18 protein-coding genes are annotated in these 23,222 nt (G+C 69.4%); 5 read left to right on the top strand and 13 right to left on the bottom strand.

Going from position 1 to position 23,222, the window contains the following annotated elements:
• Positions 1-62 precede the first annotated feature (62 nt).
• From BKK79_RS29485 to BKK79_RS29425, 13 genes are all read right to left on the bottom strand, one after another.
• Positions 63-2,321 (bottom strand): phospholipase effector Tle1 domain-containing protein, encoded by a 2,259-nt coding sequence (locus BKK79_RS29485; protein WP_071039583.1) that lies wholly within the window; start codon positions 2,319-2,321, stop codon positions 63-65.
• Positions 2,318-2,680, bottom strand: a complete 363-nt coding sequence (locus BKK79_RS42175; RefSeq protein WP_335582924.1) for a DUF3304 domain-containing protein — start codon at positions 2,678-2,680, stop codon at positions 2,318-2,320. The genes BKK79_RS29485 and BKK79_RS42175 overlap by 4 nt, the downstream gene beginning before the upstream one ends.
• Entirely contained in the window at positions 2,677-3,138 is a 462-nt protein-coding gene (locus BKK79_RS42170; RefSeq protein WP_335582923.1) for a hypothetical protein, read from the bottom strand. Before BKK79_RS42170 ends, BKK79_RS42175 begins: the two co-directional genes overlap by 4 nt.
• Positions 3,135-3,956, bottom strand: coding sequence for a DUF3304 domain-containing protein (locus tag BKK79_RS29475; protein WP_232346350.1), 822 nt, complete (start codon positions 3,954-3,956; stop codon positions 3,135-3,137). Before BKK79_RS29475 ends, BKK79_RS42170 begins: the two co-directional genes overlap by 4 nt.
• Positions 3,953-5,242, bottom strand: a complete 1,290-nt coding sequence (locus tag BKK79_RS42165) for a DUF3304 domain-containing protein (protein ID WP_335582922.1) — start codon at positions 5,240-5,242, stop codon at positions 3,953-3,955. The genes BKK79_RS29475 and BKK79_RS42165 overlap by 4 nt, the downstream gene beginning before the upstream one ends.
• A gap of 289 nt (positions 5,243-5,531) precedes the next feature.
• Entirely contained in the window at positions 5,532-6,359 is an 828-nt protein-coding gene (locus BKK79_RS29460; protein WP_071039582.1) for a M55 family metallopeptidase, read from the bottom strand.
• Complete coding sequence (locus tag BKK79_RS29455; RefSeq protein WP_071039581.1) at positions 6,347-7,438, bottom strand: DmpA family aminopeptidase; 1,092 nt, start codon at positions 7,436-7,438, stop codon at positions 6,347-6,349. The genes BKK79_RS29460 and BKK79_RS29455 overlap by 13 nt, the downstream gene beginning before the upstream one ends.
• A 10-nt stretch (positions 7,439-7,448) precedes the next feature.
• Entirely contained in the window at positions 7,449-8,357 is a 909-nt protein-coding gene (gene gsiD, locus BKK79_RS29450; RefSeq protein ID WP_071021483.1) for a glutathione ABC transporter permease GsiD, read from the bottom strand.
• 12 nt (positions 8,358-8,369) lie between these two features.
• Positions 8,370-9,290: a glutathione ABC transporter permease GsiC gene (gsiC, locus tag BKK79_RS29445; RefSeq protein ID WP_071039580.1), complete on the bottom strand. Its 921-nt coding sequence runs from the start codon at positions 9,288-9,290 to the stop codon at positions 8,370-8,372.
• Positions 9,291-9,477: 187 nt separating this feature from the next.
• Entirely contained in the window at positions 9,478-11,031 is a 1,554-nt protein-coding gene (gsiB, locus tag BKK79_RS29440) for a glutathione ABC transporter substrate-binding protein GsiB (protein WP_071021489.1), read from the bottom strand.
• A gap of 62 nt (positions 11,032-11,093) precedes the next feature.
• On the bottom strand, positions 11,094-12,986 hold the full coding sequence (locus BKK79_RS29435; RefSeq protein WP_071039579.1) for a dipeptide ABC transporter ATP-binding protein: 1,893 nt from the start codon (positions 12,984-12,986) through the stop codon (positions 11,094-11,096).
• 50 nt (positions 12,987-13,036) lie between these two features.
• Complete coding sequence (locus BKK79_RS29430; RefSeq protein ID WP_071021494.1) at positions 13,037-14,005, bottom strand: isoaspartyl peptidase/L-asparaginase family protein; 969 nt, start codon at positions 14,003-14,005, stop codon at positions 13,037-13,039.
• Positions 14,002-14,973, bottom strand: a complete 972-nt coding sequence (locus tag BKK79_RS29425) for a MurR/RpiR family transcriptional regulator (protein WP_071021497.1) — start codon at positions 14,971-14,973, stop codon at positions 14,002-14,004. Before BKK79_RS29425 ends, BKK79_RS29430 begins: the two co-directional genes overlap by 4 nt.
• 928 nt (positions 14,974-15,901) lie before the next feature.
• On the opposite strand from BKK79_RS29425, the gene pgaA reads away from it, so the two are divergent.
• The 5 genes from pgaA to BKK79_RS29400 all read left to right on the top strand — a co-directional run bounded on the left by pgaA (position 15,902) and on the right by BKK79_RS29400 (position 23,101).
• Complete coding sequence (gene pgaA / locus BKK79_RS29420; protein ID WP_232346349.1) at positions 15,902-17,923, top strand: poly-beta-1,6 N-acetyl-D-glucosamine export porin PgaA; 2,022 nt, start codon at positions 15,902-15,904, stop codon at positions 17,921-17,923.
• 18 nt (positions 17,924-17,941) lie between these two features.
• Positions 17,942-19,981, top strand: coding sequence for a poly-beta-1,6-N-acetyl-D-glucosamine N-deacetylase PgaB (pgaB, locus tag BKK79_RS29415; protein ID WP_071039577.1), 2,040 nt, complete (start codon positions 17,942-17,944; stop codon positions 19,979-19,981).
• A gap of 36 nt (positions 19,982-20,017) precedes the next feature.
• Positions 20,018-21,334 carry a poly-beta-1,6-N-acetyl-D-glucosamine synthase gene (pgaC, locus tag BKK79_RS29410; protein ID WP_071039576.1) on the top strand — a complete coding sequence of 439 codons (1,317 nt, stop codon included), beginning with the start codon at positions 20,018-20,020 and terminating at the stop codon, positions 21,332-21,334.
• 14 nt (positions 21,335-21,348) lie between these two features.
• Positions 21,349-21,792 (top strand): hypothetical protein, encoded by a 444-nt coding sequence (locus tag BKK79_RS29405; protein ID WP_071039575.1) that lies wholly within the window; start codon positions 21,349-21,351, stop codon positions 21,790-21,792.
• 70 nt (positions 21,793-21,862) lie between these two features.
• Positions 21,863-23,101: a hypothetical protein gene (locus BKK79_RS29400; protein WP_071039574.1), complete on the top strand. Its 1,239-nt coding sequence runs from the start codon at positions 21,863-21,865 to the stop codon at positions 23,099-23,101.
• Positions 23,102-23,222: the final 121 nt, after the last annotated feature.

Genomic DNA, 23,222 nt, shown 5'->3' with positions numbered 1-23,222 from the left:
TGGACACTGCCTGCTACCGCTGGCCCCGGGCCGTACGCGGCACGAAGCCGGCGGCGGCAGGGTCAGTCCCCCATCGCCATCTCGGCCGGGGTTGGCCTGGGCGCGGTGGTGATGCTCTTGACCATGGCATCGGTGCCGAAGCCCAGGTGGCGCACGCAGTGATCCTTGCCGATGAAGAAGGCGCGTCCCCATCCGTAGCCGCCCGGGGCGTATTCATGAAAGGAGGGCACGCGGAACCAGGCGCGGCTGTCGTGGATGTAGTCATCGAACAGGATGACGGCGGCCGGCTCTTGCCGGGCGAACCGGTCCACTACCTCGGCCGTGGTCCAGGCCTGCAACGGATCGAGCATTTCGCGCGGGGGCAGCACCAGCACGTCGAATTTCTCCGCATCGAAGTCCGCCAGCGCGGCGGTCTGCACGTACGCATCGCGCTGCACCAGCTGCACGCGCTCGCTGTCCGCATTGCGCTCTCTCCGCACGGACAAGCGGCGGCCCGAATTCTGGTACGTCGCATATGCGGCCAGGACAACACCGATCGGACTGACGAGATAGCTGCCCGCCGCGGGCGGGCGGACGGTGAAGGGCGATTGCTCGACGCCCAGCGCCGTTTGCCGGTCGGGGTGCAGGAAGCCGAGCAGCAAGCGGAATTCTTCCGCCGCCTCGCGCAGGTCGTGCTGGTCGTTGGTCACGGTTTCATCGGCGCCTTCGCCCGGCCGCGTCGGGCCCTTCTTCTTCGCCGCCTGCTGGTACAACTGCTCGCGGCGGCGGCGCAGCGCGTCCGCGGCCTGCTGGCTCTGCTTGTCCAGCGCTTGCGCCTCCTTCATCTGCGCCGCACGGTCGGCGGCGCTGACGTATCCGCCTGCGGCGCCGGCCAGCCCGAGATTCGTGCGGGCCGCGGCCAGCTCCGCGATGCGGCCCCGGAGCCTGCGGACTTCCGCATCGGATTCCATCTGCTTCTGGACACGCAGCTCCAGCTGGCGCGGCGTCAGTTCGTCTTCCTGCGCGGCCTTGAAGAAGGGCTGGTTGCAGACGTAGTCGCCGGTGTGCCAGCGCGCGCGCAAGGCGCGCCAGGCCAGGTTCTGCCGCATGCCGAAGCGCAAGGCATCCTCGACGCGCTCGATCGGGATGGTGCGGTCCAGCCAACGGTTGAAGGCGTCGATCAGCGGCTTGGCGAGGGCGAAGTCGTTTTGCATGGACCGGCTCGTCTTGATCTCGTCACCGACGCGCAGGGGCACGCCTTGCTTCAGGGCCTCGATGTACATATGGTGCAGCGGGATCTGGCTGAGCTTGTCGCCCTCGCCGCCGCGCGCCTTGCCCTGGTCGCCGGGGGGATAGCCACCGCCGATATCGGAATGCACGCCCGGATACGCGACCTCCAGCCGCTGGCCGGCGCCACCGGGATAGACGCTGCCCTCGCGGATGGTATCGAGGGGAAAGCTCATGCGCTGCTCATGGATGGAGAAGAAGTGCGCGCAGCGCTTCACCTCCTTGGGGATGTCCATCAGGCCGCTGTTCGACCAGGCGAAGTGGCCGTCGAAGGTGCTGATATCGAGCGCCGCGCGCACCGAATCGGGCGGTCCCACCGATGCCACGGTATCGAACAGGCCCATGAAGTTGACCTGGTAGGGGATCTCGCCGGCGATCCTGCCGCCGGGAGCCCAGTCCCGCATCAGCTTGCCGACGAAGGAACGGGCGGTGGCGGCGCCGCGCGAGAAGCCGAACACATTGATCCAGACCTGCTTGACCATCTTGTTGCGCTGGCAGTCGCGCTTGCGGTCCCGCTGCATGCCGGCCAGCCGCCTGTGCTTCATGTCGAAGAGGGTGGCGAAGGGGCGGTAGCCGTCGGCAGTGGCTCTGCACAGGCGGTCTGCTTCGTCGTCTTCAATCAACCTGTCGGCCTGTGGGCCGGCAATGGCGGCATAGATCGAATTGAGGACACGGGTATAACCCCACACGCAGCGCCGCCCATAGCCTTTGGCGAAGGCCTTGCCGATGGACGAGTACACCGATTCGCCGATCTCGGGGAACGGCGTGCCGACCCCCGGCATATAGTGTGGGTAGATGCCATTCTCGGGCTCTTCTCTTGCGGCCTTGAACAGGCGAGCCACGTTCGTGTGCGCCTGGCTCAACGAATCACGGAAGGGGTTCTTCTCGTCGTCGTTATTGTTGGTGCCGTCGAAGAAGAGGCTGATGTGCAGGGTCTGTTCGCAGCCGGCATCGTGATCGGCCACCTTGCCTTTGTGGGTGTCGTAGATCTTCTTCCCCATCGGCAGCAGCCCGCCATCCGGCATCTGGGTTGGCCAACGCAAGACGTGATTCATCGTTCGTTCTCCTGTTGCCTCAGTAGCGTCTTCTCCCGGTTGGCGACTTCGACGGCGTAGGCCTCGGCCTTCTTCCGTTCCGCTTCATGCCTTGCCTCCGCTTCGCGGTTGGCGGCCTCATCCAAGGTGCCGACCACGACGTAGGGATCGTCATCGCTCGGTCTGGTCCAGACATTGGTATAGCCCGCCTCAACGGAGCCCCGGACCATGACCTTGACGCGATCCCCCGGCAGGAAGATCGCCCACAAGCCGTAGGTGGCTCTTCCGTAGGGGGGAAGTTCGGCTTCGGCCTGATACCAGGAGCCATAGGTGACGCCGTCCGGAATCTTCTCCACCAGCCAACGGATCTTCACCTTCAACCCCGGTCGCCATTTCGCTGGGAAGGAGGCGCAGCAGGACTCCTTCCCCCCCCGGAAGGCGTGCGCTCCGGGGTGGCGGGAAAGATATTGGGGCCGCCGCCGGTGATGCCGTGATCGCCCGTGATGCCGAACGAGTCGATGTAGTAGGGGGTGTAGTTCAGACCGCTGACGCCCCCCCCGCGCATGGCATCGGGGTCGATGCTCTCCACCGAGTCTCTCGACTCCGTTCCGGTCCGGTCGTCGCAGCCGGCCAGCAGGCCAAGGCCTGCCAGCAGGACGGTTGCCAAAAGCCGCGCGGGCAGGCCGTGGCGTCCCGCCTGGGAGGGGCGGTACCGGGCCGCAGCACCGGCCGCATCGTGATCGGCCACCTTGCCTGGGTGGTCGTCATAGGTTTTCTTTCCCATCGGCGGCAACCCGCCGTCCGGCATCTGGGTCGGCCAACGCAGGACGTGATTCATCGTTCGTTCTCCTGTTGCCTTTGCATCTGCTTCTCCCTGTTGGCGACTTCGACGGCGTAGGCCTCGGCCTTCTTCCGTTCCGCTTCATGCCTTGCCTCCGCTTCGCGGTTGGCGGCCTCATCCAAGGTGCCGACCACGACGTAGGGATCGTCATCGCTCGGTCTGGTCCAGACATTGGTATAGCCCGCCTCTGGCGAACCCCAGACCATGACCTTGACGCGATCCTCCGGCAGGAAGATCGCCCACAAGCCATAGGTGGCTCTTCCGTAGGGGGGGAGTTCGGTTTCGGCCTGGTACCAGGAGCCATAGGTCACGCCATCTTGTTTCTTGTCTACCAGCCAACGGACGTTCACCTTCAACCCCGGGCGCCATTTCGCTGGGAAAGACGCGCAGCAGGACTCCTTCCCCCCCCCGGAAGGCGTGCGCTCCGGGGTGGCGGGAAAGATGTTGGGGCCGCCGCCGGTGATGCCGTGATCGCCCGTGATGCCGAACGAGTGGATGTAGTAGGGGGTGTAGTTCAGACCGCTGACGCCCCCCCCGCGCATGGCATCGGGATCGATGCTCTCCACCGAGTCTCTCGACTCCGTTCCGGCCCGGTCGTCGCAGCCGGCCAGCAGGCCAAGGCCTGCCAGCAGGACGGTTGCCATGAGCCGCGCGGGCAGGCCGTGGCGTCCCGCCTGGGAGGGGCGGTACCGGGCCGCAGCACCGGCCGCATCGTGATCGGCCACCTTGCCTGGGTGGTCGTCATAGGTTTTCTTTCCCATCGGCGGTAACCCGCCGTCCGGCATCTGGGTCGGCCAACGCAAGACGTGATTCATCGTTCGTTCTCCTGTTGCCTCAGTAGCTTCTTCTCCCGGTTGGCGACTTCGACGGCGTAGGCCTCCTTCCTTTGCCGTTGCACTTCACGCCTGGCCTCCGCTTCGCGGTTGGCGGCCTCATCCAAGGTGCCGGCTACCACGTAAGGATCATCGTCGGCGGGACGCACGGTCAGATCGTTGTGGCCGTTCGCATTGCCATCCTGAACCATGACCTTGATACGATCTTCCGGCAGGAACACCACAAAGAGTGCACCGGCCCTGGGCCCGTATTCCGCGATTTCCGCTTTCGCCTGGTACCAGGAGCCATAGGTGACGCCGTCCTGTTTCTTGTCTACCAGCCAACGGACGTTCACCTTCAACCCCGGGCGCCATTTCGCTGGGAACGAGGCGCAGCACATCTCCCCGTGCCCGCCGGATGGCATTTGGTCAGGAGTGGCGGGAAAGATATTGGGGCCGCCGCCGGTGATGCCGTGATCGCCCGTGATGCCGAACGAGTGGATGTAGTAGGGGGTGTAGTTCAGGCCTCGGACGCCTCCAGCCTGCATGGCATCGGGGTCGATGCTCTCCACCGACTCCCTCGACTCCGCGCCGGCCCGGTCGTCGCAGCCGGCCAGCAGGCCAAGGCCTGCCAGCAGGACGGCTGCCAAAAGCCGCGCGGGCAGGCCGTGGCGTCCAGCCTGGGAGGGGCGGTGCCGGGCCGCAGCACGGTACCAGGAGCCATAGGTGACGCCGTCCGGAATCTTCTCCACCAGCCAACGGACGTTCACCTTCAACCCCGGTCGCCATTTCGCTGGGAACGAGGCGCAATACATTTCTCCGCCCCCACCGGATGGCATGTTGTCCGGGGTGGCGGGAAAGATATTGGGGCCGCCGCCGGTGATGCCGTGATCGCCCGTGATGCCGAACGAGTGGATGTAGTAGGGGGTGTAGTTCAGGCCGCTGACGCCTCCAGCCTGCATGGCATCAGGGTCGAGGATCTCCGCCGACTCCTTCGACTCCGTTTCGCTCGAGACGGCCGGCCAGCAGGCCAAGGGCTGCCAGCCGACCATGTGAAAGGCGGCGCTGGCAGTGCCGCGCAGGGGCTTCTTGTCCAGGTTCGCCGCGGTGCCGAGTATCGGGCTGCGCTCGTCCGCTGTACGCAACTGCAGCTGATACTCGAACAGCGCATTCAGATGATCCGTGCCGCTCAGGCGGGAAAACACAAGCGTGGGCTGGCCTTGCAACTCCGGCAAAGCGGGGCTGGATACATTGACGTCGGGTGAGGAATATGCCAACCGATTGCCCATGCGGCGATCTCCCTTGTCGAATTGACATCATTCAACGGAAGATATTCGCGCACCGAGCGGACGCAAGATATTGGACGAATCCTATTCTTGATGGATCAATTTCGTCATAAAAATCGGAAGCCCGCCACTAGTCCACTGAATCATTGAAATGGGAGGGGAAAGACATGGCATGCGGGAATCAGCGCCAGGCGCAAAGCGCAGCCATCGCACGGCGATGGCGAGCCTTCGCAACGACGCGACGAGCCCGCATGCCATGGCAGGCACCGATCGATTTCAGCGATTCAACGGGCTAGCGCAGCATGAAAGACATCGCCGACAGGCAGTTGAGCATGCGCACCGCATCCTGGACCGAGCCGGCGGCGAACTCCAGCAGGTCGCCATCGAGGCGCTCCAGCGCCGGCCACTGGCAGAACAGGTCGGCATGGCCCGGCGTCTGCGTCTGCAGGCGGCAACGCAGCGGCGTGGCCAGGATCAGGCGCCCCGCGCCGGACGCCTCGATGGCGGCGCGCACGGCCGTCTCGGCGGCGCCGGCGATCGCCGCGCGCGCCGCGCCCGGCGCCAGCGAGGTACCGCTGGCGAAGCCGCCGGCACGCTTGGTCTCGACATAGCGCACCCACGGCATCAGCCTGCGCGTCTCCTCGATGAACACGTCGTCGCCGCTGGCCATCAGCACCGGCACGCCGAACTCGCCGGCCAGCGCGCCGTAGAGCCCCGCCTCGCCGAGTTCCAGCCCATCGAGCCAGACGCGCGCGAAGGCGCCGCTGTTGATGGTGTGCGCCAGCACCCCGCGGCCCTGCGCGCGCCCGTGGTAACCCACCAGGAAGACGCCATCGCAGCCCTGCTCCACCCCGGCCATCATGCCGAGGTAGCGCGGCTTGCCCAGCACCAGCCGCGCGCGCGGGTCGAGCTGGTCGGGCAGCAGGTTGCGGAAGCCGCCATGCGAGTCGTTGACGAGGACTTCCGTGGCGCCGCCGGCGAAGGCGCCCTGCACCGCGGCATTGGCCTCGCCCGTCATCCAGGCGCGGGCGCGCTCGTACTCGCCATTGCCGGCGCGGGTCTGCTCGGCGTGGAACACGCCGGCCACGCCCTCGATATCGGTCGAGATCAGGATGCGCATGCGGACTCCCACGCTTCGCTCGCCAGGCCCGGCAGCAGTTCGCACAGCGCCTGGCGGCGATGCCCGTCGCGGCCGCTCACGCCTTGCGCCCGCCACAGTGCGTGGACGATGGCCTGCTCGACACAGTCGGCGGCGGCGCGGAACAGGGGATCGAGCCGCGTCTCGTGCAGCATCGGCAGCGCGGGCATCGGCGCCGCGGCCAGGTGCGGCACGGTGTAGGCGGTGGAAAAGGCCAGCGCGATGTCGCCGGAGCCGTGGCCGAACACGGAACCGGTGCGCGCCAGCCCGGCGCCGGCGCGCAGCGACAGGCGGCGCAGCTGGCGCGCATCCAGCGGCGCGTCGGTGGCGATGAGCATGATGATCGAGCCCTTCTCCGGCTCCGGCTCCGCCGCGGCTTCCGCGCCCGGCAAGGCCTGCGCCGAGGCCAGCGCGCCCAGCAGTTGCCGGCCCAGGCGCCGGCCCGCCACCGTCAGCGCGTCCGGCGTGCCGAAGTTCGCCAGCACCAGCGCGCCGACCACGTGGCCTGCCGCCAGCCGCGAGGCGCTGCCGATACCGCCCTTGACGCCGAAGGCCGACATGCCGCGCCCGGCGCCGACCGCGCCCTGGGCGAAGCCGGTCCCTGCCGCGGCCAGCGCGGCATCGTAGTGCGAGGCCTGCAGCGCCATCGCCTGGATATCGTTCAGGTAGCCGTCGTTGCACTCGAACACGAGCGGATTGAGCGTGGGCCAGGCGCGCCCGATCTCGGGACTGGCGGCGATGGCGGCGCGGATCTGCGCCTGCGACACCGCGCCGACGCTGAAGGTATTGGTCAGCGCGATCGGCGTTTCCAGCACGCCGAGCTCCTCCACCTGCACCAGGCCGACGCTCTTGCCGAAGCCGTTGAGCACGCTCGCGGCGGCCGGCACCTTGTCGGTGTAGAGATTGCCGCCGTGCGGCAGCACCACCGTCACGCCGGTCTGGCAGGCGCCGTCGGCCAGCGTGGCGTGGCCCACCGCCACGCCTGCCACGTCGGTGATGGCGTCGCGCGGCCCGGCCGGCAGGTCGCCGATATGAGGCACAGCACAGCGGGGAAAAACCATGCGGGTCACCTCAGCGGCGGTCGATCTTCGGGTCCAGCGCGTCGCGCAGGCCGTCGCCGAGCAGGTTGAAGGCCAGCACCGTCAGGAAGATCGCCAGGCTGGGGAAGATCGCCACGTGCGGCGCCGTGACCATGTCGGCGCGCGCCTCGTTGAGCATCGCGCCCCACTCCGGCGTGGGCGGCTGCGCGCCGAGGCCGAGGAAGGACAGGCTGGCCGCCGTGATGATCGAGGTGCCGATGCGCATCGAGAAGTAGACCACGATGGACGACACCGTGCCCGGCAGGATGTGGCGCACCAGGATGGTCCAGTCGGAAGCGCCGATGCTGCGCGCCGCCTCCACGTAGGTGAGCCGCTTGAGCATCAGCGTATTGCCGCGCACCAGGCGGGCGAAGGCGGGGATGCTGAAGATGGCCACGGCGAAGATCACGTTGACCATGCCGTTGCCGAGGATGGCCACCACGCCGATCGCCAGCAGGATGCCCGGGAAGGCGAACAGCACGTCGGAGATGCGCATCACGATGCGGTCCCACCAACCCTCGTAGTAACCCGCCAGCAGGCCGAAGGCGGTCCCGATCACCGCGCCGATGATGACCGACAGGAAGCCGGCGGCGAGCGAGATGCGGGTGCCGGCCAGGATGCGGCTGAAGATGTCGCGGCCGAGCGAGTCGACGCCCATCCAGTGCGCGGCCGAGGGGCCGGCATTGAGCGCGTCGTAGTCGAAGAAATTCTCCGGATCGTAGGGCACGATGTGCGGCGCCAGGATGGCCACCAGCACCAGCAGCAGCACGAACACGCCGGCGCCCAGCGCCAGATGCTGCTTGCGGAACTTGCGCCAGAACTCCGACCAGGGCGTGCGCACGCCCTCGGGCGTGGCGGTGCCGGCACCGTTGCCGGCGGCGGGCGTGGAAAGCTCAGTCATGCCGGCCTCCTCTTACTTGTAGCGGATGGCGGGATTGATCACCGTGTAGAGGATGTCCACCACCAGGTTGATCAGGATGAATTCCAGCGAGAACAGCAGCACCTCGGCCTGGATCACGGGGTAGTCGCGCATTTCGACGGCGTCCACCAGCAAGCGGCCGAGGCCGGGCCAGTTGAACACCTTCTCGACCACGATGGAGCCGCCCAGCAGGAAGCCGAACTGCAGGCCCATCATGGTGACCACGGGAATCATGGCGTTGCGCAGGGCGTGCTTGGCCACCACCACGCTCTCGCGCACGCCCTTGGCGCGCGCGGTGCGCACGAAGTCCTCGTGCAGCACCTCGACGAAGGAGGCCCGCGTGAAGCGCGCCATCACGGCGGCGACCGCCGCGCCCAGCGTCAGCGAGGGCAGGATGTAGTGCTTCCAGCTGTCGGCGCCGATCGAGGGCAGCCAGCCGAGCTGGACCGAGAACACCTCCATCAGCAGCATGCCCAGGGCGAAGGCCGGGAAGGAGATGCCGGACACGGCCAGCGTCATGCCGAGCCGGTCCGGCCAGCGGTTGCGCCAGACCGCGGAGCAGACGCCGATCACCATGCCGAACACCACGGCCCAGGCCATCGAGGCCAGGGTCAGGTAGAGCGTCGGCAGGAAGCGGTCGCCGATCTCCTCGCTGACCGGGCGCTTGGTGCGCAGCGAGGTGCCGAACTCACCGCGCACCGCGTTCGAGAAGAAGCGCACGAACTGCTCGGGCAGCGGCCGGTCCAGCCCCAGGTCCTTGCGCACCAGTTCCACCGTGCCCGCGTCGGCCTCGGGGCCGGCGGCGAGCCGCGCGGGATCCCCGGGCAGCAGGTGGACGAACAGGAACACCAGCACCGCCACGATCAGCAGGGTGGGGATGACGCCCAGGAATCGTTTGAGAAAGTAGTTCAGCATGACGCACCAACAACGCACCAACAACAACGGAATGGGACCGCCGGCCGCCCGTCCATGACCCCGCAACCCGGACGGGCGGCCGCTCGCGGCTGACTGCTCGACGCGGCGGAGCGTGGCGGCATGCGCCGCGCCCGCCGTGTCCTGCGGGACACCGCGCGTACCCGGCCGGGGTACGCGCGCGACGTCCTTACTGCTTGATGTCGATGTCGTCGAAGTTGAACGAACCGTCGGGCATCACGTAGGCACCGCTCAGGCGCTTGGCGCGCGCGAACAGCACCTTCTCGGTCACCAGGAAGGCCCACGGTGCATCCTTCCAGATGCGCTCCTGCGCGTCCTTGTACAGGCGCGCCTTCTCGCCGCGGTCGGTGGTGCGCAGCGCGCCGGCGATGTCGGCGTCGACGTGGTCGTTCTTGTAGTAGGCGGTATTCAGCAGCTTGGGCGGCATCGACTCCGAGGCCAGCAGCGGACGCAGGGCCCAGTCCGACTCGCCGGTCGACGACGACCAGCCGACGTAGTACATGCGCACGCCCGCCTCTTCCGGCTTCTGCACGCTCTCGACCCGCTCCACGCGCTGGCCGGCTTCCAGCGCCTGCACCTGGGCCTTGATGCCGACCTGCTGCAGCTGCTGCTGCACGAACTGGATCACCTTCTGCGCGGTGGTGTGGTTGTAGGCCGACCACAGCGTGGTCTCGAAGCCGTTCGGATAGCCGGCCTCCTTGAGCAGCTCGCGCGCCTTGGCCGGGTCATACGGCCACGGACCCAGCTTCTCGGCATAGTCCACGCCCGGCGGCACCACGCCCACCGACGGCACCGCGTAGCCGTTGAAGGCCACCTTGGCCAGCGCTTCCTTGTTGATGGCGTAGTTGATCGCCTGGCGCACCTTCGGGTCGTTGAACGGCTTGACCATGGTGTTGAAGGTGACGTAGCGCTGGATGATCGAGGGCGCGTCGATCAGGTCGACCTTGGGACTGGCCTTGAGCACCGCGGCCTGCTCGAAGGGAATGCTGAAGGCGAAGTCCGCCTCGCCGGTCTGCATGATGGCCGAGCGCGTGTTGTTGTCGACCACCGGACGCCAGGTGATGGAATCGATCTTCGGATAGCCGGTCTTCCAGTAGCCGGCGAACTTCCGGCCCTTGAGGAAGTCGGGCTGTTTCCACTCGACGAACTCGAAGGGGCCGGTGCCGACCGGGTGGAAGGCGATCTCCTTGCCGTACTTCTTCAGCGCGGCCGGCGAGATCATCACCGCCGAGGGGTGGGCCAGCACGTTGATGAAGGGCGAGAACGGCTCCTTCAGCGTCACGCGCACGGTGCCGGCGTCGACCACCTCGGTCTTGGCCACGCGGTTGAACAGCGTATAGCGCTTGAGCTTGTTGGCCGGGTCGGTGACGCGGTCCAGGTTGGCCTTGACCGCGGCGGCGTCGAAGGCGGTGCCGTCGTGGAACTTGACGCCCTTGCGCAGCTTGATGGTATAGACCAGGCCGTCCTTGCTGACGTCGTAGCTCTCGGCCAGCACGTTGACCAGCTTCATGTCCTTGTCGAAGCCGAACAGGCCCTGGTAGAAGGACTTGCAGGCGGCCTGCGACAGCGTGTCGTTGGCGTCGTAGGGGTCGAGCGTGGTGAAGGTGGAATAGACCGCCATCACCGCGTCCTTGGCGGCGAAGGCGGGCGTCGCCGGCAGGCCGAGGGCGGTGGCGGCGAAGGCGCCGGCAGCGAGGCCGGGAGTGAATCTGCGCAGGTTCATGAGCATTGCTCCTTGAAAAACCATGGGTGCGGGTGGATCGGGACGATCCGCTTCAACCCGCTTCAATACAGGCCGCCGACGGCGTGCCGCGCCACGAAGTGCGCGTGCGCGCCGCTGCCGCCGACATGCACCAGCGGCCTCACCTCCGGCTCGTCGCCGATGGCGCGGATCGGGCTGGGAATCTCGTCCGACAGCGGCTCGCGCTTGAGGTGGCGGCGCGCCGGGTCGGCGATCGGCACCGCCGACATCAGCTTCTTCGTGTACGGGTGCTGCGGGTTCTCGAAGATGGCCCGGCGCGGGCCGATCTCGACGATCTGCCCCAGGTACATCACCGCCACGCGGTGGCTGACGCGCTCCACCACCGCCATGTCGTGCGAGATGAAGAGGAAGGCCACGCCGAACTCGCGCTGCAGGTCCAGCATCAGGTTGACGATCTGCGCCTGGATCGAGACATCGAGCGCCGACACCGACTCGTCGGCGATCACCACCTTCGGGTTGAGCGCCAGCGCGCGCGCGATGCAGATGCGCTGGCGCTGGCCGCCCGAGAACTCGTGCGGATAGCGCGCCGCGTGCGCCGGCGTCAGGCCCACCTTCTCCAGCAGCCAGGCCACGCTCTGCTCGGCCTCCTTGCCGCTGGCCGCCTTGTGCACCAGCAGCGGCTCCATGATCGAGTAGCCGACCGGCACGCGCGGGTCGAGCGAGGCGAACGGATCCTGGAAGATGAACTGGATATTGCGGCGCAGGCTCTGCAGCGCCGCGCCCTGCAACTGGCCGATGTTCTGCCCGGCGAACTCGATGGTGCCGCGCTGCGACGCCACCAGCCGCAGCAGCGAGCGCCCCGTGGTGGACTTGCCGCAGCCCGACTCGCCCACCAGCGCCAGCGTCTCGCCCGGGTAGAGGTCGAAGCTGACCTGCTCCACCGCGTGCACGCGGCGCTGCACGCGGCCGAACAGGCCGCCGGGCACGTCGAAGCGCGTCACCAGGTCGCGCACGCGCAGGATGGGCGCGGCATCGGCCGGCACCGTGTCCTGCGGCGCTTCGTCCACCGGCTGCGCCTCGGCGCCGGACTGCACCAGCGGAAAGCGCGCCGGCAGGTCCTTGCCCGCCATCGCGCCCAACCTCGGCACGGCCGACAGCAGCGCGCGCGTGTAGGGATGGGCCGGCGCGCGGAACACCTCGCCGGCACTGCCCTCTTCCACCTTCTCGCCGCGGTACATCACCAGCACGCGGTCTGCCACCTCGGCCACCACGCCCATATCGTGGGTGATGAAGACCACGCCCATCTGCATCTCGGCCTGCAGGCTGCGGATCAGCTGCAGGATCTCGGCCTGGATGGTGACGTCGAGCGCGGTGGTCGGCTCGTCGGCGATCAGCAGCGCCGGCTTGCACGACAGCGCCATGGCGATCATCACGCGCTGGCGCATGCCGCCGGACAACTGGTGGGGGAAGCGGTCGAGCACGCGGCGCGCTTCCGGGATACGCACCAGCTCCAGCATGCGCAGCGCTTCGGCGCGCGCCGCGGCGCGGCTCTTGCCCTGGTGCAGCCGGATCGATTCCGCCACCTGCTCGCCGACCGGGAACACCGGGTTCAGCGAAGTCATCGGCTCCTGGAAGATCATCGCCACGTCGGCGCCGCGCACGCCGCGCAAGGTCGCGGCGCCGGCCCGCGCCAGGTCGATCACCTCGCCGCCGCGCCGGCGCAGCGCCATGCTGCCGCCGGCGATGGTGCCGCCGCCATGCTCGACCAGGCGCATCAGCGCCAGCGAGGTCACCGATTTGCCGGAGCCGGACTCGCCGACCACCGCCAGCGTCTCGCCGCGGTCGACGTGGAAGGACAGGTTGCGCACCGCCTCGACGGTACGCTCCGAGGTGACGAAGCGCACCGTCAGGTCGTCCACCGAGACGACCCGCTGCGGCGGCAGCACCAGCTGGGATGGAGTGGAATGGCTAGCCACGGCGGCTCTCCTTGCAATGCGGCTGGCGCGGCGGCCGGAACGGCACGGCCTCAGCCATAGATCGATACCTCGACGGGCCCGTCCACGCGCGCGCTGCCGCGGTACATCCCTTCGGTGTTGAACGGCAGCGCGACGTTGCCCGCGCGGTCCACGGCGATCAGGCCGCCGCGCCCCCGGATGGCGGGCAGCTTCTCCATCACCACGCGCCGCGCCGCCTCCTGCAGCGACAGGCCCGCGTAGCGCATCTGCGCCACCACGTCGTGCGCGGCCACGGCGCGGATGAACATCTCGCCGGTGCCGGTGCAGGACACCGCGGCGACGTCGTCGGCATAGCAGCCGGCGCCGATCAGCGGGCTGTCGCCGACGCGTCCCACCAGCTTGTTGGTCACGCCCCCGGTGGAAGTCGCCGCCGCCAGGTTGCCGTGCCGGTCGCAGGCGACCGCGCCGACGGTGCCGAACTTGCTGTCCGGGTCGATCGGCTCGGCCCCGGCCTGCTCCTGCGCCACCAGCGTGGCGGCATCGTGGTCCAGCAGCATGCCGGCCGCGGCGCGCGCGCGCTGCCACTGCTCGGTGCGCGCCGCGGTGTAGTAGAACCCGGGCGGCACGCACTCCAGGCCCTGGGCCGCGGCGAAGGCCTCGGCGCCCTCGCCGGCGAACAGCACGTGCTCGCTGTGCTCGAGTACCGCGCGCGCCGCCAGGACCGGATTGCGCAGGCGCTGCACGCAGGCCACCGCGCCGGCGCGCAGCGTGGCGCCGTCCATCACGGCGGCATCCAGCTCATAGGTGCCGGCACGGGTCAGCACGGCGCCCTTGCCGGCATTGAAGAGCGGGCACTCCTCCAGCAGGCGCACGGCCTCGGTGACGGCATCGAGCGCGCTGCCGCCGCCGGCCAGGATGCGCTGGCCGGCCTGCAGCACGTGCTCCAGCGCGGCGCTGTACTCGCGTTCGCGGGCGGCGTCCATGGCGGCCCGCGTGATGGTGCCGGCGCCGCCGTGAATGGCGATGACTGCTTGCTTCATGACGATTTGCGGGATCTGGCGTTGTTGACGGGGCGGCGCGGCGGCACGTCCGGCGCCTCGCGCCGGGCCTCGGCCACGCGCGGCGCCTCGGGAGTGCGCAAGGCCGGCGTACCGTGCAGCCAGGGCAGCAGGAATTCGGTCATCTCGGCGGCGCGCTGCACCGAATGCGCCGAGCGGTGCGCCACCGCATCGCACAGCGCTTCGATCAGCGCGGTCACGACGGCATCGGCATTGGCCGACAGGCGGCTGCCGGCGCTGGCATAGAGCGCGATATCGGCCAATGGCGCCAGCGGCGAGAGCGGCCCGTCGGTCAGCGCCAGCAGCCTGACGCCGCGCGCCTTGATCCGCTCGGCCAGCAGCACGGTATCCGAAACGTAGCGCGGGAAGGCGATGCCGATCACCAGGTCGCCCGCTTCGAGCTTGAACAACTGGCGCGCGGCATGCGAGGCACCGGCGGCGGTCGACACCGACGACACCGTGCGGCAGTGCAGTTCGAGTCCGTGCTGCAGCAGCCCCGCCAGGAAGCCGCTGGCGCCGAAGCCGATGATGTAGACGCGGTGCGCCGCCAGGATCGCCTCCACCGCGCGCTCGCAGGCGTCCGCATCGAGGCCGCGGCGCGTGGCCTCGAGGTTGCGGGCGGCATCGTCGAGCGATGCCGCCATCGCCTCGGCCGCGGTGGCCGGGCGCTCCAGCTCGTCGCGCAGGCGCTCCACCGGCGCCAGCGTGGCCTCGAAGCCGCGCACCAGCTCCGCGCGGAACTGCGGATAGCCCTCGAAGCCGAGCGCATGGGCGAAGCGGTTGGCCGTCGCCACCGAAACCTGCACCGCGGCGGCGAGCTCGTCGATGCGCATGGTCGCCGCGCGGAACGGATTGTCCAGCACGTAGTGGGCCATGCGCTGGTGGGCGGGCGTCAACGCCGGCAGGCTGCGGGCAATGCGCTCGGCGATGGTCTGGCTGGCCTGGGTCATTGGCGGATGCCTCGGCCTGGTGCAGCGCCACGGCCGCCGCGGCGACCCTGCGCGAAGATGGGGCAGGTGTGCATGAAAATGGGATTTCTTGCTAGCTGATTCAATGTAAATGAATTTACACGCAAAGACCGGGCCAGCGATAGTGAGGAAGACCCCACCGAGGGAAATCCCTGAGAGCGTGCCTGGCGGACGGGGAGGACGAAGAACGGGCCGTTCGCGCCGGCCGGCGCAGTTCCGGGCGGCGGCGGGGCGGCGGGAGGCGGGAGCGCGCGCCTGCAAGGCGGGCGGGACGTGGATGCCGCGCGGCCGCAACGTGGCCGAAGGTGGGATGAGATGCCGAACCGCCAGCGGCGAACCATCGGTGCAGGAGCCGCCGCGTGGCAGCAAGCTGCCACGCGCCTTGTGCCGCACAAGCCAGCTAGAAGGATGAGTCCTCATCCAAATCTCCCCCGCGCGCCCTAGATCCTCTGGCCACTGCCGCTACCCGCCCGGATCGACCAAGATTCCATGGCACAAGCCCGCTTTTGGAAACCCGGGAGACGACGCGGCAAAAAAGCGCGCCCCGGCGACCCAGGGCACTTTGAATCGAAGCAGGACGGCCGTCCGTGCCGCCGCAGCGCCTTGTACCGCGGCGGCACGCCGGTCCTTGGATGGGGAAAGTGCGCGGCCGGCCGGCGCTCTGCCGGATGGCCGCCAAGTCAGGTCGCGTTCTTTGCGTTTCGGGTTACCGAGAATGGCACGGCGGCATGGCACCGTTCTTCCGGCGCCATGCGACGGCGATCGCGCTCGCCGGCGAAGTCCCGTTGCCCGAGAAAAGACCATGTGGTGCATGGCCGGCAAAGACGCCCCAGGGAGACGAGCTGCGGCTCTTCTACCGACCACTCCGGGGGGGGTCACCGTGAAATCATCCCAGCCGAATCGCAGGCGCTTGCGGAGCACGCTCAAGACGACGGCGGTGCTGCTAGCCCTGTTCGCGCGTGATCATGGCGGAGCCCAGGCCGCCGGCGCCGAGCGCGCGGCGCCAGCGGCGCGGCCCTCCCAGGCAGCGCCCGCCAGCCCGCCCGAGTCGCCGCAGGCCCTGCGCCAGCGCCTCTTCGCCCTGGCCGAGGACGGCTCGCCGCAACTGGCACTGGAGCAGGCCACGGCGCGGCCCGAGGTGTTCTCGCGCGCCGACCTGCTGCAGCTCGAGCACCTGGTCGTCGCGCAGGAGATCCGCTGGGCGCGGCAACAGGCCGGCGCCTCCAACGCCCCCGACCGGCTGGCGGCCGCCGACCACGCACTGGCCGGCGCCGACGCGCTGCTCGAGCGCATCCCGCCCGACGAGTCCTACCAGGCCTTGCGGCGCACGGCCCAGGCCGACCGCCTCACCGCCCTGGCGGTGCGCGGGCGCATGGCCGAGGCCAGCGCGCTGTACGAGCAGATCGCGCCGCCAGCCGGCGAGCCGCTGCCGGCCGCCGCCTACGTCGCCGCCGGCGACGCCTATGCCTACCGGGACAAGCCCGACCTCGCGGCGCACGCCTACGAGCTGGCCCTGCAATCGCCGCGCGAACCCATCGCCGAAACCACCGAGCCCTACGCCCTGACCCGCGTCAGCGTGCAGGAAAGCCTGTTCTTCGCCTACCTCGACCAGGGCCGCTACGAGACCGCGCATGCGCTGGTGACCAGCATGCTGCGCACCACCCCCGCGCAGGACGCGCTGTCGGTGGATATCGACAAGACCAATCCGGACTACGGCACCGTCATGAAGCTGCAGGCGCAGTACCTGCTGTACACCAACCACGTCGACGAGGGCGTGCGCGCGCTCGACGCGCTGCGCAGGGATGCGCCGTTCGACCCGACCCTGCTGACGGCCCGCGCCGATGGCGCGCTGGTGCAGGAGCGGCCGCACGGCGCGCAGGAGCTCTACCAGCAGGTCCACAACGACCACCCCGAGGACATCGCCAGCCTCGCCGGCATCGGCGAAACCTCACTGCAGCGCTACCAGTTCGAGCAGGCGCGCACCGTTGCCACCACCTTCGGCGCCGGCTTCCCCGACAACAACGCGGTGCGGCTGTTCGAGCGCGACTACCGCATCTACGAACGGCCCCAGCTGATCATCGAGGCGGGCGGCGAGCGCGGCAACGCGGCGCTGGCCGACCAGGCCTGGGCCATCGATACGCACCTGTACTCGTCGCCGCTCGCGCTGTACTGGCGCGTGTTCGCGCACCAGTTCTCGGGGCGCGCCGACACCGGCAACGGCAACAGCGTCAGCCGCGTGCGCAACGGCGCGGGCGTCGACTACCGGCGCGACGGCTGGGAAGCCAGCGCCGAAGTGCACCAGTCCACCGGCGGCGAGGGGCGCACCGGCGGCACCGGCACGCTGGCCTACCAGCCCGACGACCATTGGCGCTTCAGCCTGGGCTTCGACTCGGACGCCAACGACCTGCCCTGGAAGGCCTACCAGGCCGGCGTCACCGGGCGCACCGGCACCGCCAGCGCGCGCTATTCGCAGGACGACCGGCGCTACTTCAACCTGTCCTACGCCCTCTCGCGCTACAGCGACACCAACCTGAACCAGCAATGGCTCGGCACCGTCTACCAGCGCCTGCTCAATACGCCGCGCCACCAGGTCTCGCTCTGGCTCGACGTCGGCACCGACAGCAACACGCTCGCCGGCACCGCCTACTTCAACCCGCGCCGCGACTACATCGCCCAGGTGCGCTCGATGTACCAGTGGACGCCCTGGCGCTACGCCGACAGGTCCTTCAGCCAGCGCGTCTACGTGAGCGCGGGCGGCTACCACCAGGACGGCTTCGGCGACAGCATGCTGTGGGAGGCCCGCCTGGAGCACTACTGGCAGCTCGGGCGCAAGGCCTCGCTGACCTACGGCATCGGCATCGGCAGCCGCCGCTACGACGCCGCGCGCGAGACCAGCAAGCTGATCTACCTCACCCTCAACGTGCCACTCTGAGCCAGCCGCCAAGCCATCATGCACAAGCTCGATCGCCGCTCCTTCCTTGGCCTTGCCGGCGCGCTGTCGGTGAGCCAGGCCGCCCACGCCGGCTTAGCCCTGTCGCTGCTGCCGCAGCAGGATGCCGATGACGGCCTGACCTTCCGCGTGCTTGCCATCCACGACATCCGCGACGACCTGCGCGCCGATGTGGCGACGGTGGCCGACACCTGCGCCATCAGCACCGCCATGCTCAACAACATCTTCGCCTGGATCCGGGCCAACGACTTCCGCCCGGTCAGCGTCGAGCAGATCATCGCCGCGCGCAACGGCGGCGCGCCGCTGCCGCCCCGCGCCGTGCTGCTGAGCTTCGACGATGCCTACGCCAGCCAGTACACCAAGGCCTTCCCGCTGCTCAAGCAGTACGGCTACCCGGCCCTGATCGCGGTGGTATCGCGCTGGACCGACACGCCGCGCGGGCAGCCGGTGCGCATCGGCTACAAGTCGCTCATGGCGCCGGGCTATTTCATGCGCTGGGAACACCTGCGCGAGATGGCCGACTCCGGGCTGGTCGAGATCGCCTCGCATACGCACGACATGCACCACGGCGCGGTGGCCAACCCGCAGGGCAACGAACTGCCGGCAGCCAGCGCCCATCTCTACTTCCCCGAGCTCGGGCGCTACGAGAACGACGACGAGTACCAGCGCCGCACCACCGCCGACCTGCAGCGCTGCTCGGACCTGATCCAGGCCAACACCGGCGTCGCGCCACGCGCGATGGTATGGCCCTACGGCACCTACAACTCCGCCCTGATCGGCGCCTCGCGCCAGCTCGGCATGCGTGTCCACTTCACGCTCGACGAGGGCCCCAACACGCCCGACGTGCCGCTCACCAGGATCCGCCGCCAGCTGGTCTCCTACGACTGGGACGCGGGCGTCATGCTGGCGCAGTTCCGCCGGCAGTCGGCCTATCGCGGCGACAGCCATCCGATCGAGCGGGTGGTCGACGTGGCGCTGGACGATGTCTACGATGCCGATCCCGCACGCCAGGAGGCCCGCCTGTCGCACCTGCTGGACCGTATCAAGGCGCTCGAGCCCAAGTCGGTCTTCCTCAAGGCCTACCACGATCCGGACGGCAGCGGCAGCGCCCGCGCGCTGTACTTCCCCAACCGCCACCTGCCGATGCGCGCCGACCTGTTCTCGCGCACGGCCTGGCAACTGATCACGCGCACCGGGGTGCAGGTCTACGCGGCGCTGCCGCTGCTGGCGTTCCGGCTGCCGGCCGGCCATGCGGCCGCCGCGCGCCTGGTCACCGCGGCACCCGGGGCCGACGGCACGCCGGCCGCCGCGCGCGGCATGCCGCGCCTGAGCCCCTTCGACGCCCGGGCGCGAGCCACCATCCGCGATATCTACTACGACCTGGCGCGCTACGCCAGCTTCAACGGCATCGTGTTCGGCGCCGACGCCTGTCTCGGCGAGTCCGAGGATGCCGGCGACGCGGCGCTGGCCGCCTACGCCGACTGGGGCCTGCCGCCCAGCGTGGCGGCGATCCGCGCCGATCCCGAGCTGCGGCGGCGCTGGTCGGAAGGCAAGCTGCACCACCTGGGCGACCTCACCCGGGATCTCGCCGCCATCGTCACCGACTACCAGGGCGGCAGCGTGCTGACCGTGCGCACCCTCCGCGCCGACGCCGTGCTGGAGCCGGACGGCGTCGCTCGGCTGGCGCAGGACCTCGATGCCTTCGCCGCCGCCTACGACTTCGTCAAGCTGCCGGCCAGCGAGGACTCCGGCGCGCCCCCGTCGACGGCGTGGCTGGACGGCCTGGCGCGCGCGGTGGCGGCCCATCCGCTCGCGCTGCGCAAGACCATCTTTTCGCTGCAGGCGCTGGACGGCCGCACCGGCACACCGATCGCCAGCAGCGCGCTGCGCGCACAGATGCAGCGCCTGCGCGCGGCCGGCGCCAGGCATCTCGGCTACAGCCCCGACCAGTTCATGGCCGACCAGCCGGACCTGGCGGTGCTGCGCGATGTCATGTCGATGCAGAACCTGGTGCGGCCGCGTACCGGCATGAAGGTATAGCGGCGGCGCAGGGCAAGGCTACAGGCGGGGAAAACCATGAAGAACGTAGCAAGCGTGATCTCGAACTTCGTCTTCTACTATCCATTGCTGATGTCCTACCTCTGGATGATGGGCGGACTGCTGCACTACTTCCTGGTCGAGCACAAGGAGCGCGGCAAGGCCCGCGCCGACGCGCTGCCCGACTGCCCCAAGGTCTCGGTGATCGTGCCCTGCTACAACGAGGCCGACAACGTGCGCGAAGTGATGGCCAGCCTGGCCCGGCTGCGCTACCCGAACTACAACATCATCGCCGTCAACGACGGCAGCAGCGACGCCACCGGCGAGATCCTCAACGAACTGACCGACCAGTATCCGCAGCTGCTGGTGATCCACCAGAGCCACAACGAAGGCAAGGCGATCGGCCTGACCACGGCGGCCATGCTGACCGATGCCGAGTACCTGCTGTGCATCGACGGCGATTCCCTGCTCGACCGCGAGACCATCGGCTGGATGCTGCGCCACTTCCTGCGCGACCCCGACGTCGCCGGCGTCACCGGCAACCCGCGCATCCGTACGCGCACCTCGCTGCTCGGGCGCATGCAGGTCGGCGAGTTCTCCTCCATCGTCGGCCTGATCAAGCGCACACAGGAGATGTACGGGCGCCTGCTGACCGTGTCCGGCGTGATCTGCATGTTCCGCAAGAGCGCGCTGCGCAGCGTCGGCTACTGGAGCCCGGACATGCTGACCGAGGACATCGACATCAGCTGGAAGCTCCAGGTCAGTGGCTGGCGCATCCATTTCGAGCCGCATGCGCTGAGCTGGATCCTGATGCCCGAGACCTTCAAGGGCCTGTTCCGGCAGCGCCTGCGCTGGGCCAAGGGCGGCATCCAGGTGCTGCAGAAGTACGCCGTCCCCATCCTCCGCAAGCGCGCGACGATGATGTGGCCGATCTTCCTCGAATATGCCGCCAGCGTGCTGTGGGCCTACTGCATGCTGTTCACGCTGGTGATGACGCTCGCCAACGCGCTGTTCGACCTGCCGCCGGCCTGGCACTTCGCCAACGTGCCGCGCGGCGCCGGCATCGCTCTCTTCCTGACCTGCTGCGCGCAGATCGTGGTCGGCTGCCTCATCGATCGCCACTACGACACCCGGCTGCTGCGCTACTTCCTCAACACGATCTGGTATCCGGTCGCGTTCTGGACCATCGGCATGGTCGCTTCGGTGATCGCCCTGCCCAGCGTGCTGCTGCACCAGCGCGGCTCGCGGGCGCGGTGGGTCAGCCCGGACCGCGGCATCCGCGAGGGCGCGCCCTCGCAGCCAACGTCTCCCGCGCCGGCATCGCCGCATGCCACGCAGCTTGAAGAGCACACTTGAGGAGGAACCCCGACATGAACGAGCCGATCATCGACACATCCGGCGCCGGACTGCAGGCTTACCTGCAGTACCTTGGGCGCGGCAAGGCGCTGCGGCGCTACCTCTGGTTCCGGCTGGCGCGCCCTGCGATCGTCGCCGGCGCCTGGCTGGCGGCCGCGTATTACATCTACCGCTGCGTCCTGTCCGGCGGCGGCAGCCCGGTGACGTGGCGCGAATTCGTGCCGCAACTGCTGGCCGTGGCCGCCATGGCGCTGGCGCTGAGCCTGTGGGCGTTCGCGCGCCTGGCCGGCGAACACCGGCCGGGCGCCCACCATACGCCGCGCGCGGCCGCCACACCGTCACTGGACCTGGCCAAGGACGTCGTGCTGGCGGTGGGCGCCGGGCGCCGCCTGGTCGCCTACCACGACCAGGACGGGCTGATCTCGCGCGTCGCGCCGCTGCAGCAGGAACTGGCCTGAGCAGCGCCGGCGACCCGGTCCGCGCGGGCGGACCGGGGCCATCCGGCCGGGCTCGACTGCGGAAACCACCATGCGCGGCACGATCGGCGCGATGGCGCCATGGCATGCGGCGCTGGCCCTCGCCGCGGCGCTGTCGTGGGCGACTGCGGCCCAGGGCGGCGCCATTCCGGCCACCGAGGCCGCCCTGCCCGCCGGCGCGCGCCCCGGCGTCGACCTGCGTGCCTATATGCACGGCATCGGCGCCGCGGCCGGCCCCGGCGGCCTCACCTATGTCTTCTTCAGCAGTGCCGGACTGCCGCCGCGCGGCCCCGACCGCAACCGCAACTGGACCCACGACATCTACGTCGCGACCTGGACGCCGGCCCAGCCCGCGCTCGGCAAACCCCGCCTGCTGGTGGCGCAGAAGGAAGCGCAGGAGCCGGTGTCGGTGGCACAGAATGCCGCCGGCCGCATCATGCTGACCTTCGAGGACGGCTCGGACACCGTCAATACCGTCAGCCAGCGCTACCGTCTCTACACCCGTGACCTGCAGCCGCAGCAGGCAAGATCGATCGACGTCCGGGCCGGCGGGCACTCCGGCCACGTAGCGGCGGTGGGCAACCGCTTCGTGGTGTTCTATGCCGACGACTGGGTGGACGGCGGCGGTGTCGACGACCTGGGCACCGGCAACGGCGTCTACCTCAAGACCTACGACGGCAAGGGGCGACTGCTGCGCAGCGACGACGTGGCCCGCCGGCAGCGCGAGTGGTGGCCGCTGCTGGCGGGCTCGCGCGATGCCGCCCTGCTGGTCTGGCAGCAGTACATCCCCGGCGAGACCCATGCCCGCCTGAAGGCCGCGCTGTTCCGCCCGGCCGATGGCACCCTGTCCGCCGCGCAGGTGCTGAGCGACCGCCTGAAGTACTACACCTACGGCGTGGCCTACGTGCCCGCGCTCGAGCGCTTCCTGGTGGTCGGCACCAGCGATGCCGGCACCGGCTTCGCGCGCCTGCTCGACGACGACGGCCAGGTGCGCGCCACGCTGGATTGCATGCCGGCCAGCGTGCGCGAGGCCGGCATCGCCGTGGCCGGCGAAGCCGCCTACACGCCGTCGCAGGACGGCCGCCTGCTGCACCTGGCGCTGTCCGCCGACCGCATCACGCTGCGCGGCAGCCAGCCCTCGCCGATCCCCTGGACCTACCAGGGCAGCCTGGGGCTGGTGCGCTCGCCCTCGGTGCTGCACTGGGTGGCGCTGACGCCGAGCGGGCTGCAGGAGGCCGACTTCGACCTCGCCCGCGCCACGCCGCCGACGCCGGCCGACCTGTGCCGCTGACCGGAGCGCTCCGGCGGCCGCGCCGGCGCCCATGACACCCGCCGCACCCGCTGCTGCACTGCTGCACTGCTGCACTGCTGCACTGCTGCACTGCTGCACTGCTGCACTGCTGCACTGCTGC

This window comes from Cupriavidus sp. USMAA2-4, from assembly GCF_001854305.1.
GTDB lineage: Bacteria > Pseudomonadota > Gammaproteobacteria > Burkholderiales > Burkholderiaceae > Cupriavidus > Cupriavidus malaysiensis.
The sequence above is the reverse complement of the archived record's forward strand: the minus strand, read 5'-3'. Positions and strand labels throughout refer to the sequence as shown.

Excerpts from the sequence above, each read along its gene's own strand:
- BKK79_RS29475 (WP_232346350.1), bottom strand. The coding sequence starts at position 3,956 with ATGAATCACGTCTTGCGTTGGCCGACCCAGATGCCGGACGGCGGGTTA.
- gsiC (WP_071039580.1), bottom strand. The coding sequence starts at position 9,290 with ATGCTGAACTACTTTCTCAAACGATTCCTGGGCGTCATCCCCACCCTG.
- BKK79_RS29425 (WP_071021497.1), bottom strand. The coding sequence starts at position 14,973 with ATGACCCAGGCCAGCCAGACCATCGCCGAGCGCATTGCCCGCAGCCTG.
- gsiB (WP_071021489.1), bottom strand. The coding sequence starts at position 11,031 with ATGAACCTGCGCAGATTCACTCCCGGCCTCGCTGCCGGCGCCTTCGCC.
- gsiD (WP_071021483.1), bottom strand. The coding sequence starts at position 8,357 with ATGACTGAGCTTTCCACGCCCGCCGCCGGCAACGGTGCCGGCACCGCC.
- BKK79_RS29400 (WP_071039574.1), top strand. The coding sequence starts at position 21,863 with ATGCGCGGCACGATCGGCGCGATGGCGCCATGGCATGCGGCGCTGGCC.
- BKK79_RS29430 (WP_071021494.1), bottom strand. The coding sequence starts at position 14,005 with ATGAAGCAAGCAGTCATCGCCATTCACGGCGGCGCCGGCACCATCACG.
- BKK79_RS29485 (WP_071039583.1), bottom strand. The coding sequence starts at position 2,321 with ATGAATCACGTCTTGCGTTGGCCAACCCAGATGCCGGATGGCGGGCTG.
- pgaC (WP_071039576.1), top strand. The coding sequence starts at position 20,018 with ATGAAGAACGTAGCAAGCGTGATCTCGAACTTCGTCTTCTACTATCCA.
- BKK79_RS42170 (WP_335582923.1), bottom strand. The coding sequence starts at position 3,138 with ATGAATCACGTCCTGCGTTGGCCGACCCAGATGCCGGACGGCGGGTTG.
- BKK79_RS29455 (WP_071039581.1), bottom strand. The coding sequence starts at position 7,438 with ATGGTTTTTCCCCGCTGTGCTGTGCCTCATATCGGCGACCTGCCGGCC.
- pgaB (WP_071039577.1), top strand. The coding sequence starts at position 17,942 with ATGCACAAGCTCGATCGCCGCTCCTTCCTTGGCCTTGCCGGCGCGCTG.
- BKK79_RS42165 (WP_335582922.1), bottom strand. The coding sequence starts at position 5,242 with ATGGGCAATCGGTTGGCATATTCCTCACCCGACGTCAATGTATCCAGC.
- BKK79_RS29460 (WP_071039582.1), bottom strand. The coding sequence starts at position 6,359 with ATGCGCATCCTGATCTCGACCGATATCGAGGGCGTGGCCGGCGTGTTC.
- BKK79_RS29405 (WP_071039575.1), top strand. The coding sequence starts at position 21,349 with ATGAACGAGCCGATCATCGACACATCCGGCGCCGGACTGCAGGCTTAC.